Source organism: Jejuia spongiicola (assembly GCF_023502325.1).
GTDB lineage: Bacteria > Bacteroidota > Bacteroidia > Flavobacteriales > Flavobacteriaceae > Wocania_A > Wocania_A spongiicola.
Window position 1 is genome coordinate 106070 of sequence record NZ_JAMFLZ010000009.1, and the last position, 13158, is coordinate 119227.

12 protein-coding genes are annotated in these 13158 nt (G+C 27.9%); 2 read left to right on the forward strand and 10 right to left on the reverse strand.

What is annotated here, in order from left to right; all coding sequences use genetic code 11:
- Positions 1-16: 16 nt before the first annotated feature.
- On the forward strand, positions 17-958 hold the full coding sequence (locus M3P09_RS16165; RefSeq protein WP_249973914.1) for a glycosyltransferase family 2 protein: 942 nt from the start codon (positions 17-19) through the stop codon (positions 956-958).
- Here M3P09_RS16165 and M3P09_RS16170 read toward each other — a convergent pair.
- From M3P09_RS16170 to typA, 9 genes are all read right to left on the reverse strand, one after another.
- On the reverse strand, positions 951-2045 hold the full coding sequence (locus tag M3P09_RS16170) for a glycosyltransferase (protein ID WP_249973915.1): 1095 nt from the start codon (positions 2043-2045) through the stop codon (positions 951-953). The genes M3P09_RS16165 and M3P09_RS16170 overlap by 8 nt on opposite strands.
- 6 nt (positions 2046-2051) lie before the next feature.
- Positions 2052-3512, reverse strand: coding sequence for a phosphoethanolamine transferase (locus tag M3P09_RS16175; protein WP_249973916.1), 1461 nt, complete (start codon positions 3510-3512; stop codon positions 2052-2054).
- 151 nt (positions 3513-3663) lie between these two features.
- Complete coding sequence (locus tag M3P09_RS16180) at positions 3664-4962, reverse strand: O-antigen translocase (protein ID WP_249973917.1); 1299 nt, start codon at positions 4960-4962, stop codon at positions 3664-3666.
- Between the two features lie 45 nt (positions 4963-5007).
- The gene (locus M3P09_RS16185; RefSeq protein WP_249973918.1) at positions 5008-6306 is read right to left on the reverse strand and encodes an O-antigen translocase; all 1299 of its coding nucleotides are present in this window, start codon (positions 6304-6306) and stop codon (positions 5008-5010) included.
- Positions 6307-6465: 159 nt separating this feature from the next.
- A complete protein-coding gene (locus M3P09_RS16190; protein ID WP_249973919.1) occupies positions 6466-7710 on the reverse strand; it encodes an alkaline phosphatase family protein in 1245 nt (414 codons plus the stop codon).
- 238 nt (positions 7711-7948) lie between these two features.
- On the reverse strand, positions 7949-9337 hold the full coding sequence (locus tag M3P09_RS16195) for a class I SAM-dependent methyltransferase (RefSeq protein WP_249973920.1): 1389 nt from the start codon (positions 9335-9337) through the stop codon (positions 7949-7951).
- Positions 9327-9533, reverse strand: a complete 207-nt coding sequence (locus tag M3P09_RS16200) for a hypothetical protein (RefSeq protein ID WP_249973921.1) — start codon at positions 9531-9533, stop codon at positions 9327-9329. The genes M3P09_RS16195 and M3P09_RS16200 overlap by 11 nt, the downstream gene beginning before the upstream one ends.
- Before the next feature lie 29 nt (positions 9534-9562).
- A complete protein-coding gene (locus M3P09_RS16205) occupies positions 9563-9802 on the reverse strand; it encodes a uroporphyrinogen decarboxylase (protein ID WP_249973922.1) in 240 nt (79 codons plus the stop codon).
- 69 nt (positions 9803-9871) lie between these two features.
- Complete coding sequence (gene typA, locus M3P09_RS16210) at positions 9872-11671, reverse strand: translational GTPase TypA (RefSeq protein WP_099562949.1); 1800 nt, start codon at positions 11669-11671, stop codon at positions 9872-9874.
- A gap of 255 nt (positions 11672-11926) precedes the next feature.
- Here typA and kdsA point away from each other — a divergent pair, with 255 nt between their 5' ends.
- A complete protein-coding gene (gene kdsA, locus M3P09_RS16215) occupies positions 11927-12745 on the forward strand; it encodes a 3-deoxy-8-phosphooctulonate synthase (protein WP_249973923.1) in 819 nt (272 codons plus the stop codon).
- A 31-nt stretch (positions 12746-12776) separates the two neighbouring features.
- Here the strand turns inward: kdsA and M3P09_RS16220 are convergent, their stop codons facing one another.
- On the reverse strand, positions 12777-13154 hold the full coding sequence (locus M3P09_RS16220) for a DUF1801 domain-containing protein (protein WP_099562951.1): 378 nt from the start codon (positions 13152-13154) through the stop codon (positions 12777-12779).
- Positions 13155-13158: the final 4 nt, after the last annotated feature.

A 13158-nucleotide genomic window follows, 5' to 3' on the forward strand; every position in this document is an offset into this window, starting at 1 on the left:
AATTAATAATTTAGAAATGACACCTTTTTTTTCAATTATAATTCCTTTATACAACAAAGAAAAATACATTCAAAAAACCCTTAAAACTGTAATTAATCAAACATTTAATGACTTCGAGATAATTATAATAAATGATGGAAGTACAGATAATAGCATTAATGAAGTTAAAAAAATAGATGACTCTCGAATTAAGGTTTTCAATCAACAAAATCAAGGTCTTTCTTGGGCAAGAAATAACGGTATAGAAAAATCAGTAGGGAGGTATATTGCATTGATAGATGCAGATGACTTTTGGCTTCCTCATCATTTAAATCAATTATTCCACTTAATTAAACAGTATCCAAAGGCTGGATTATACTCGACAGGCTATACATTACAAAAATCTAAGCACATAGTCCATAGGGCTAAATTTAATAATTTACCCGAAAACTTTAAAGGAATTGTTCCAAATTTTTTCAAATGTTCTTTACAGAATTGTATAGCTTGGGTTGGATCTATTTGTATTCCAAAAAATGTCTTTAATGATATTGGAAATTTTGATCCAGAAATTTTCTCTGAACAAGATACCGACCTGTATATTAGAATTGCACTTAAATATGAAGTAGCTTTAGATGACAGCTCTGTTAGTGCAATTTATAATAGAACAATGGATGATAACATGTCCAATTTCTCTCAAAAGAAAACAATTCCTAAGCTATTATATACATATAAAAACATAGAGTCTACAGACTATTATTTAAAAAAATATTTAGACTTAAATAGATTTTCTACGCTTATATTTTTCAAATTATCTTCTAACAAAGAATTAGAAAAAATTCTTATTAAAGATATAGATTTGAACAATTTAAATAAGTTACAACGCATATTGATTTATTTACCAAATAATATAGTCCGTTTTTTATTTAATATTAAAACCAAATTTAAATTGAATCCATTATTTATTTTTAAACCTAAGTAGTTGTTGTGCTTTCAATTATATCTTGCCATTTTTTTGAAATATTCTCAAAATTAAATTTCTGAATACTTTGTACGGCACTTGTTTTAAAATTATTTAAAGTTTCCTTCTCACTTGTAATTTTTTGTAAAGCAAAAGATAATTTATCCTCACTATATGTTTCTAATAATAATCCATTAACATTATTTACTACTATTTCTGAGGGGCCAGTTTCACAATTAATAGCTACGACTGGTGTTCCGCACGCTAAAGATTCTACTAAAACCATTGGAAACCCTTCATAAAAACTTGTCAAAACAGTTACTATTGCATGCTTCATATAAATGTAAGGGTTGACTGTAAATGGCTTAAATACAACATGCTCTGCTATCTTTAAATTAGTTAATAATTCCTCATATATTTTTTCGTCATGACCTTCTCCTAAAAGCAATAATTTGATATCTTTATTGTAAACCTTAGATTTCTTATATGCATTTATTAATAATTTAATATTTTTAGATTTTTCATCAAATCTACCGCAAAATAAAATATACTTATACGACGTTTCAAAAGGCTGGTTAGACATGTCATTTACAGCATAAGTATTGACAGCATTTTGAATACATGCTAATTTATTTTTATTATAAAACTGTTTTAAAACGGTTAATAATGCTTCACTAACTGTTATTATTTTAAAGGCTTTATTTAATATCCATTTTTCTTTAAATTTATTTTCTAGTATCTCCTTTTTATAAGAAGCACTATGTATTACATATATAACTTTAAATTTTCTATATACATACTTACATATACCTACCTCATTAAGCAGCCCATTTGTTCTTAATCTATTATCTATAATAGTGTCAAACTTATTATCTTTTAAGTATCTTCTTAAAAGATACGTTCTATGAAGTTTGTCAAATAAAGAGTTACTCCTTTCTTTTAATTCCCCTAGGTTATAAATAGTTCCTTTATATTCAAAGGAAATAATATTTGAAATTAGTACAATATGTACTTCGTAACCCAATCTTGATAACATAATAGATTGATTTGCTGAAGCCTTCTCTGCTCCCCCTAATCCCAATGATGTTGTTACAATACATATCTTCATATAGCTTTAATTATTATTTCTTTTAATAGCTAATATTGAATCATAATCTTTATTATTTAAAATAATTCTTTTTCTATTTTGAAAGGTTTTGCTAAAAATACTTTTCTCTAAATTTACATATTCGTTATTAATTCCGCATAAATGAGCAATGCTATGAAACAAATCATCTGTCATATAAGGTCTATCTAAATCAACTTCTATTGAATTGTTAAGTCTACGATCTTCAGATTGCCACAATAAAAAAGGGATTTGAAACATGGGTAAAGTTCCAACGTCATCACTATGTCCTACAAACTTAATTGTATTATAAACCTCTTCGCCATGGTCTGAGAAATAGAGCACAGAACTAGACGTTTTTTTTTCTTTTACTTTTTCAATAATTGAACTTAAAACAAAATCATTGTATAAAATAGCATTATCGTAAGTATTAATGATTTTATGAATTTTGTCACTACTATATTTAGAGCCTGGTGGTATATCATTAAAAAAGCTATAAGTTTCTGGGTATCTGTTATAATAATTTAAATGAGTTCCTTGTAAATGAATAAATATTACTTTATGCTTTTTATTATCATTTAATGCTTTATCTAATTCCTTTAGTAAGTGATGATCATAAATTTTATTTTCTTCAGAGTTCGCAGCTGTTAAGAATACTCTTTTACTACTGGCTTTTGCTATTTTGGATACCAGACTTTCATGAAACCCAATAGGGTTTTGATTTGATAACCAATAGGTTGTAAATCCTGAATTGTTTATAAGTTGAATTATAGATCCTTCTGCTTCATTAGTATTAATAGTAAAAGCCTTTTTTAAAGCTTTTGTAGTTGATGCATTTGCACTAATCACATTTTTATATATTAAAAGTTCTCCCTTAACTTTATTTAATAAAGGAGTGGTGTTTCTTTCGTAACCATAAAGATTTAAATTTTGCTTTGTAGTTGATTCACCTATAACTACTATAAATGTTTCTTCACTATCAGCTTTATTTACGCCCTTATTTTCAAATGGCCCAAAAACGTGTCCATAAACTTCTGAATTATTGAAATAACTATCTCTATTTAAATCATAATAAGATTTCACCATAAGAAATAGGAGGTTTTGACGCCTTGTATGGTTTAATAATAAAAGTAAACTTGAAAAAAAAGTAAAAAGTAGTATAGTTGAAATTTTTTTGTTTGTATGAAAAATTTTAATATCCCATTTTTGAATTTTAATTAAAGAATAGATTGTTAATGTTATTAAAACTGATAGCAATACAAATAATTTAAAATCTAAATAAAATAATAGAAACTCTTTAGCCTCAGTTAAATTAGTTTCCGAAACAATAAAAATAGATGAAGGTGTAAATTTGGTATTAAAAATAAAATAATGGCCTGTTTCAAAAATCAACATTAAAATTAGAAAGACATAGGCTATTTTTAAATAATAAGTTTTTATGATTAGATTCTTAATTATTATTGCTGGCATAACAATTAAAGTTGAGAAAAAAATATTCTCAAAAAAGTTATAGACCCTTTCTACATATAGACTAGTAAATATTAGTTCAAAAAGAAAAGCTAATGCAACAGGTAACAAAAAAAGCAAGAGTAAGTTACCTTTATTATAAATTATAGTCTTCTTATTGTTTAATTGCATCTCTTTTAAATAATTCATTTCTAAAAATAAAAAACATGAGTAATGTATAAAACATATAACTATAAGCATGAGCTTTAATTGCTCCAATAACATTTAAATGATTTATTAAATAAATACTTAATAAATAAACAAATAACATCAATGATGTTTCACATATTAAATATTTTAATATCATTTTCTTTGCAAAAAATTGGTATGATACTGTAAGCGATACTATTCTAAAAAAATCTCCAATTAATTGCCAACCAAATAATTCTTGCATACTTAAGAAGTCTGAAGTAAAAACTACACGTATTATAAAATACCGAAAAAAGTAAATCATAATAAAGCCCAACAAAACAATTGGCAATATGTTTTGATAAAAATTTATAATTGTAGTTTTAAACTTTGTGTTATTAATATCTTCAGACAAAACTGGTAATAAATACATATTGAATAGTGTATAAACAAACAACATATAATAGTTAGATATTTTTCTAGTAGCCTCCCAATAACCTGCATCAGTTATTCCCACTGTGTCAATAATATGGTTTCTTATCAATAGAAAAATAACTGGAAACATTATTCCAGAAAACAAAGTCATTGAAAAAAAAGAAGTTATCTTTTTAAAAAAAACTTTTGATATTAAAGTAAATTTAATGCTTTTACTTATTTCTTTTAGCATCTTAAACCTATATAAAAGAGAAGAAAACAATAAAAACGGCGATATTACAATTGCATATAACGCTCCTTCTAACTTATTATAAACAATTAATACAACTATTAAGATGGTAGTAAATATATAGCCTACAATATTTACTTGTATTAACTGCTTAATTCTTTTTAATCCATTTAATATAGAAATATAAAAAATATGAATAGAATAAAAAGGAATCATTATGGCAGACACCTTAAATAAAAAAGAAAAATCCTTGCTATTAAATACTATTTGGCTAATAGTATTAGAGAACAAAAAAATACCAAAAAACAACATAATAGATATGCAAAGAGAAACAAAAAAAGCAGATGAAATTATACGTTTTAATTGTAGCTCATCTTCTCTATATTCTGCCACATATTTTATGACACCGTGCTTAACTCCTAAAGAAGACAAACTTTCTACAGATTGCATAAAGTTTGACAAATTACCAGTAATAGCTAAACCAGCAGGACCAATAAAAATAGCCATTACTTTTGATACTACAAAACCAGTGATTAGCTTAAAAAAAACGCTTAAAGAATTGAAGGATGCTACTCTTAATAACAAGTTTTTTTTATATCCCTCTTTTATTTTTTTAAACATTTAGATATAACTATAATTAATTTGGTATAATTCTAATTGCTAAAACTATTTCTTTTCACCCGCTATGCCAAAAAGGGAACTTCTAAATATTAATAAAATGACACCGTAATACATTAAGTAGCTAACAAAATGCCCAATAACGGCTCCTTCTACATCAAATATTTTAATAAAATAAATACTTGTTGCATATAATATTATGATTAAAAAAGCTTCTGTTACTACATAATGCCAAAACATTTTCTTTGCTAAAAATTGATAGGCAATCACCATAGATAAAACTTTAAAAAAGTCTCCTAATAGTTGCCATAAAAACAATCCTTCAACTGGCTTAAACTCTTCCGAAAAAACAATAGCAACTATATATGGTTTTAATAAATAGATTAATAAAAATCCAATTAGCATTATTGGTATTACTATTTTATAAAATCCAAAAACCTCTTTTTTAAAAGCCTTAGCTGTGTTAATTTCCGACAACCGCGGTAAAATGTATAAAGCCATTAAAGAGCTAACCAGCATTAAATAGTATTTAGAAATTCTTGTCATAGCTTCCCAAAAACCTGCGTCTTTATAGCCTATATTTTCAATGATATGTGACCGAATAGCCAAAGCTACTATTGGTAACAAAACTGCCGAAAACAATGCCATTACAGAATAGGAACTCAAACGTTTAAAATAACTAAAACTAACATATTTTACCTGTATAAGTGGTGTTAAACTACGGCGGTTTATAATACCTACTAAGGTGATTAAAAATATTAATGACTCCGCTATAACAACAGATATTAATGCGCCTTCTAGCTTCCTTTGAAAAATTAAAAGTAGTGTAATAGAAACCCCTAAAATTTGTCCAATAATATTTATTATTATAAGTATTTTATACTTAGAAAAGCCATTCATTATTGAAAACGAAAACATATTCAAAGAATAAAAAGGTAATACTATAGCAAAGATTTTAATTACATAGGCGTAGCTATTATAATTTGGGAATATAATATTGTTAATATTTTCTGCATTAAAATAACACAAAAGTGACACTAAAATTGAAGAGACAAACCCTATATAATAAACGGTAGAAATGGTTCTACTTAACCTAACAATATTTTCTTTGTAATCAGCTATATATTTTACCGCCCCTTTATAGAAACCAAGTATTGCAACAGATTGAATAGAACTAACAAAATTGCGTAAATTACCTATTAAAGCCAATCCTTCTGCTCCAATAAAAACAGCAATGGCTTTAGAAGTTAATATACCTGCTATCATTCTCGTTAAAATTGCAGCGGTTTTTAACGAAGTAACTTTTATTAAAACATTGTTATTTATATAATCAATTAATTTTTTCAATTAATATGAATTTACTTTTTCTTAAAAGGTTAATTTTTTATTGCAATTTTTTGATAAAAAAAAGAAAATAGTGGTTAACTTTCTGTGTTTTTTTTGAATGAACCAAATATACAAAATCCTTTAATGACATATTTGCATTACAAATAGGTTATTTAACGCTTATTTTCCTTTTTTATTAAATACAATGCTACCTTTTTCATCAATATATTCATAAACGCCATAAGGCGCTCCTTCCTTTATTAATGCGAAGCTTTTATTTTCTTCTAAATAATTCAAATATGATTCGTTTTTACTTAAATATGAAAATAAAATCCTAAACAAATTTACAGATGTGCTTAGTTTATTATCAAAATATGGTGGTACATCATCTGGCCATTTAATAGCTAATGCTGAAGTATAGATAGAATATATTAAATCTCTATCTATTTGTTTTATTCCAGTTTCAAGACTATAATTTAATCCTATAAAACCTCCATGGTCTGCTACTATAACTATTAAACTATTATTATCTTTTTCTTTAATTATTTTTACAATTTCTTTTAAAGATTGGTTAGCCTTTTCTAAATCTATTAAATAACCTTCTCGTTCTTTTTTTATTCCTTTAGATTCATTTTTATTTACTGATATATGGCTTGGTCTCATCAAGCCAATAAAGTAAAAATTATTGGCAGAAATATTTTCAGATATTGATTGTTCTAATTCGCTTACAACTTCTTTTTCAATTTCAAAGCCTCTAGCTAAAAATGAGATTTCTTTAAAATCAATATTACAATAATCATAGTAAATATCAGGTCTATTAACTAGTAAATATGGCCTTTCTAGTAATAAAAAACTTTTGTATTTATTTTTTTTAAGAATTGAAATTACAGAATTATTACCAGCTATAACTTCTCTGGCATTATATAATTCTTTATTATTAGCTTTCGTATTATTATAGTAATGATGCTTCATAGAAAACATTGAACTATTAGAGCTTAACGTAGATACATAATTGCTTCTATAATCATTATAAAGTTTAAAATTTTCTTCTATCAAAAAATTTTCAAACTCACTATTATCATAATTATAGTACCCCTTTTTTAACTCAGAAAAACCTGCATACCCGTCTGGTTGAATTATGTATATATTTGGTGTTTTCTTAAATACAACATCTTCGATATCATCTGGTTGCTCTTGCCATTTAGTAGAATATGTTACTGCCTTATAAAAATCTGGAAAAAGTTTTATAAAAACAAATAACGCTAATAGGTATTGAAATACAATTATTTTATTGATTTGGTTTTTAACAATAATGGCTAAAAAAAAAGACGCCAAAATAAACAAAACAAGCAATTTGTTTTTAAAACCATAAGTAGATAGTATTACAAAAAAAGTAAATACTGTTAAATTTAGAATAGGAATCAAATAGCAAATGTATTTATTGATCTTTACTAACCTTTTAAATAAAATGTATGTTGAGGCAAATAATATAATAGGGAGTATAATAAAACAGATGAGAAAAAAAATAAATTGCGTCCAAGAATTAACCAATGTAAAATTAGCATTATAATAAAATAGCAAAGGATATAATCCAGCAGCTATTGCAGCAATAACTGGGTGTTGTTTTTTACTATTTATAAATTTAATTATCTGGTTTCTCAACTTAAGCATCGTCTTTCTTTTTTAATAAAAATAACACCCTCTTAGTTTCATTAATTTCTTTTTTTTCTATAATATCAAAAAATTTAACGTAAGATTTTTCAAAATTTTCTAAGGAATAGAAACTAAAATGATTTTTAAATTCTGCTTTTGAGTTTAACAAATGCTCAACCCAAGAGTCTCTTCTCTTAGGGAACTCTATAATTAAGTATCTTGAAAAAGAAGCAAAAAAACTAGCAGACATATTAAAAGTCACATTACCGGATAAAGTTATATGATGTATTAAAGCCAAAGCCAAAGTAATGTCTGGTCCAAACTTTTGTATACGTTCTAAAAACGAAAAGCGCTCCTTATTATTAAATCCTATTGCTGAAGATGGATTAAGTACATTTAATACAAAAGGAGTTATGTAATTTTCTTTATTTTCTTTTGCCTTAATGTAATTAAAATCTACTGCATTATTATCTATATCGCATACTAAAGCCTGCTGTAGTTTATAAGAAATTCGCCTTACAAAAGCTCCATCATTTCCACCAACGTCTATTATCTTTTGTGGCTTTAAATTAATAATCCACGAATTAATAGTTTTAGACTTTAAATTGAAAGCCTCATCACTATAATTTATTTTGTTATAGTAGTTTCCCCATTCAGAATCTTCTTTAAGCTTTAGTTTTTTTATATAATTATATAGGCTTTTTATGATGTTAAGTTGAGCTGTTTTTGATAATGAACTCTGCTTAGTCTCCCCATTATAATCTTCTTTATATTTATCTTCAAATTTAGCCAATAAATGAATATTTGTGTAAAGGACAGGGCTTAACTTCGATTTAGAAGGCAAAATAGATGCTAGCATTTTTAATGGCAAACCATCTAAAAACTCACTCATTAACTTAAGGGATTCTGCACCATGGTAACGCGCTAGAACTAACGGTCCTAAAAAATGATTTATAAATTGCTTATAGGCTCTCCAAGGCTTGTTTTCAACATAAAAATCAAATGAAAGTGTATCTATGAAAATAGCTTTTCCTTCGTGAAAAGTCACATTAAAAGCAGAAGCATCTTTTAAAGAAAATCCTTTCTCTAAACTGTATTTTTGTAACCTAAGTGTTAATAACGCTGCTTCTTTATATTGGTTAAAACTCCATTCGTACGGATATGTAACAAAAGAAATTTGTTCTGGTTGAATAATAATTTCTGTTGAAGAATTTGATAACTCTTTATGAGGAATTAACGCTCTACTACTAAATAATTTAGCAAAAAAACCAGAATCCGTAAGGGCAGAATATTGTTTGTAATAAATAGGTTTTATAACTCTTTTAACAACACCCTCATCATCATAAATATAACCTGAAGGGTCTCTAAATGAAGATGGATGGTGTTTTCTATGAGTCACTAGATTTTTTATTTTCTATATCAGAGCTTTCAATATTTATATCATCAAGTAAGTCTTTATTAGGTTTTATAATTCCAAAAAATAATTTTATTTTATATAAAAGGTTTCTAGAAAACAATAAGACTCCAGCAACTGCTGCAACAATTGCTTGCACAATCATCGCCCCTATTGTTGGATCAAAATAAAGAAAATACATGACTAAATTTTTTGTAAATATAACAATTGCTATTCCCGCTTTAAAAACAAATAGTATAAATTAACCGAAAAAATTGCAACATTGGCAATAATTATTGGCAAACCAATTCTTAAAGTTGGCATTAAGAATCCGTATATAACAAACAAAATACAACCAGTCATGTTTACAAAACGTAATGTCTTGACGTTTTTCATAGTAAAAGATATAAGCACCATTAACGATGCCAAATAGCCTATGTACTCTGTTCCTGTAATTCCGAATAACTCCATAATAATTTCATAAAAAAAGAGAAACCCTATTAGAATTTCTCTTTAAAGAATTTTTACTAATTTAATAAATTAGATTGATTTATTTCTTTTACGTTCAACCTCCGTTAAATAGATTTTACGCAAACGTAAGAAGTTTGGTGTAACTTCTACATATTCATCTTTTTGGATATACTCTAAAGCTTCTTCTAAAGAAAATTTAATTGCTGGAACAATTTTAGCTTTATCATCTGCACCAGATGAGCGAACATTACTTAACTTTTTAGTTTTTGTTACGTTAACAGTCATATCATCTCCACGAGAGTTTTCCCCTATAACTTGACCTTCATAAATATCTTCTCCAGGGTCAACAAAAAACTTACCTCTATCTTGTAACTTATCAATAGAATAAGGAATAGCTTGTCCTTTTTCCATCGATACTAAACTTCCATTTTGACGCTCTGGAATCCCGCCTTTTAAAGGCTGATATTCTTTAAAACGATGGGCCATAATAGCCTCACCTGCTGTTGCAGTTAAAAGTTGATTACGTAACCCTATAATGCCTCTTGATGGCACTAAAAACTCACAAACCATTCTATCGCCTTTAGCCTCCATACTTAACATTTCGCCTTTACGAAGTGTTACCATTTCTATTGCTTTGCCAGATACTGTTTCTGGTAAATCGATAGTCATTTCTTCAACAGGCTCACATTTAACACCATCAATTTCTTTAATGATTACTTGAGGTTGACCAATTTGTAATTCGTATCCCTCACGACGCATCGTTTCAATTAATACTGATAAGTGTAAAACTCCACGGCCAAACACCATAAACTTATCTGCACTATCTGTTTCTTCTACTCTTAATGCTAAGTTTTTTTCTAGCTCTTTTGTTAAACGGTCTTTGATATGACGAGAAGTAACAAACTTTCCGTCTTTACCAAAAAACGGTGAATCATTAATAGTAAACAACATACTCATTGTTGGCTCATCAATAGCTATGGTTTTTAGTCCTTCAGGAGTTTCAAAATCAGCAACAGTATCACCAATTTCAAATCCTTCTAAACCAACAATAGCACAAATATCTCCAGCTTTAACCTCTTCCACTTTCTTACGCCCTAATCCTTCAAATGTATGTAACTCCTTTATTTTAGACTTTACAATACTTCCATCTCTTTTAACTAAAGATATATTTTGCCCTACTTTTAGTTCTCCACGTGTTAATCGCCCAATAGCAATTCTTCCCGTAAACGAAGAAAAATCTAAAGATGTAATTAGCATTTGTGTAGTCCCTTCTTCAATTTTAGGAGACGGAATATGGTCAATAACCATATCTAATAAGGGTTCAATATTATCAGTTTCATTTTGCCAATCATCACTCATCCAATTATTCTTTGCAGAACCATAAACCGTTGGAAAATCTAACTGCCATTCTTCAGCTCCTAATTCAAACATCAAATCAAACACTTTTTCATGTACCTCATCTGGTGTACAGTTTTCTTTATCAACTTTATTGATAACTACACATGGCTTCAACCCTAAATCAATCGCTTTTTGTAATACAAAACGCGTTTGAGGCATTGGCCCCTCAAAAGCATCAACTAAAAGCAAAACACCATCAGCCATATTTAAAACACGCTCAACTTCTCCACCAAAATCGGCGTGACCGGGGGTGTCAATGATATTAATTTTTGTGTCTTTATAAATTACAGAAACGTTTTTAGATGTAATTGTAATTCCACGTTCTCGTTCTAAATCATTATTATCAAGAATTAAATCACCTGTATTTTCGTTTTCACGAAATAGTTGACAATGATACATAATCTTATCTACTAAGGTTGTTTTACCGTGATCTACGTGTGCAATAATTGCAATATTTTTAATATTAGCCATAATGATGCTCCTTATTTTAAGCGTGCAAAGGTACTTATAAATAATGGATAAATTATATAATAACGTCTTTTTGGATATTTCCTTTTTTGATAAACTCAAAAAAGACTACAATATGTAGTATACCTTTCTGATTTTTAACAATATAAGGTTGCTGTTCATATACTAAATCAGCTAAAAAGCTATAATTATATTTGCATATAAAACTTACGTTTACAAATAGTATCTTTGTAGCCTTAATTTGCTGAATCCTTTTTTATGAATCTTCTAGACATTCCAAAAATAAAACATACAAATGCTAATAACTTCTTTCTTTTATGTGGCCCTTGCGCAATTGAAGGTGAAGAAATGGCTTTTAGAATTGCTGAGAAAGTAGTTAGTATAACAAATAAATTAGAAATTCCTTATGTATTTAAAGGCAGTTTTAAAAAAGCAAATAGAAGCAGAATAGATAGTTTTACAGGCATTGGTAACGAAAAAGCTTTAGAAATTCTTGCGAAAGTTTCGGAGGAATTTGATGTTCCTACAGTGACCGATATACATGAAACTAGCGACGCTACTTTAGCAGCTCAATATGTAGATGTGTTACAAATACCTGCATTTTTGGTACGTCAAACAGATTTAGTAGTAGCTGCTGCCAAAACAGGTAAAGTGGTAAACTTGAAAAAAGGACAATTTATGAGTCCTGAAGCCATGAAACATGCTGTACAAAAAGTTAAAGATGCTGGTAGTGATAAAGCTTGGATAACTGATAGAGGTACCATGTTTGGATATCAAGATATGATTGTAGATTTTAGAGGTATTCCAACCATGCGTCAATATGCACCAACTGTTTTGGACGTAACACACTCTTTACAACAACCCAACCAATCCGTTGGAGTAACTGGCGGTCGTCCAGATATGATTGAAACCATAGCTAGAGCTGGTGTAGTTAACCATGTTGACGGCCTATTTATAGAAACACATTTTGACCCAGCTAATGCTAAAAGTGATGGTGCAAATATGCTACATCTAGATAATTTGGAATCGTTACTTTCAAATTTAGTAGCTATTAGAAAAACGGTTCAAAACTTTTAAACTACCCTCTATAAATTTAATATTCTGAGTTTTAAACAAACCACGCCTTTTTACTTTTGCTTAATAAGCTAGAAGCTTCGTGAAGCAGTTCAACAAAGTTTTCTTGGTCCAAATCTTCCAAAGCCTTAAGTTGAATTGAACGCACTTGTTTTCGCTTATTATCATTCTTCAAAATGGGAAATTGTTTTTCAAGAAGAACTCCTTGAACAAAAGCAACATCAACATAATCTCTTCCCTTTAAAATATTTATATAAACCATTGGCTTTTTATCAATATTATAAAACGGGATTTTATAACTATATCTTTCTATAACTTCAGGAAGTGTATTCAAAATTAAACTTCTTACATAAAGCATTATGGATTGATATGGCTCTTTTTGATTTATGAAATATTCGTCTACTGGCTTCATAAAA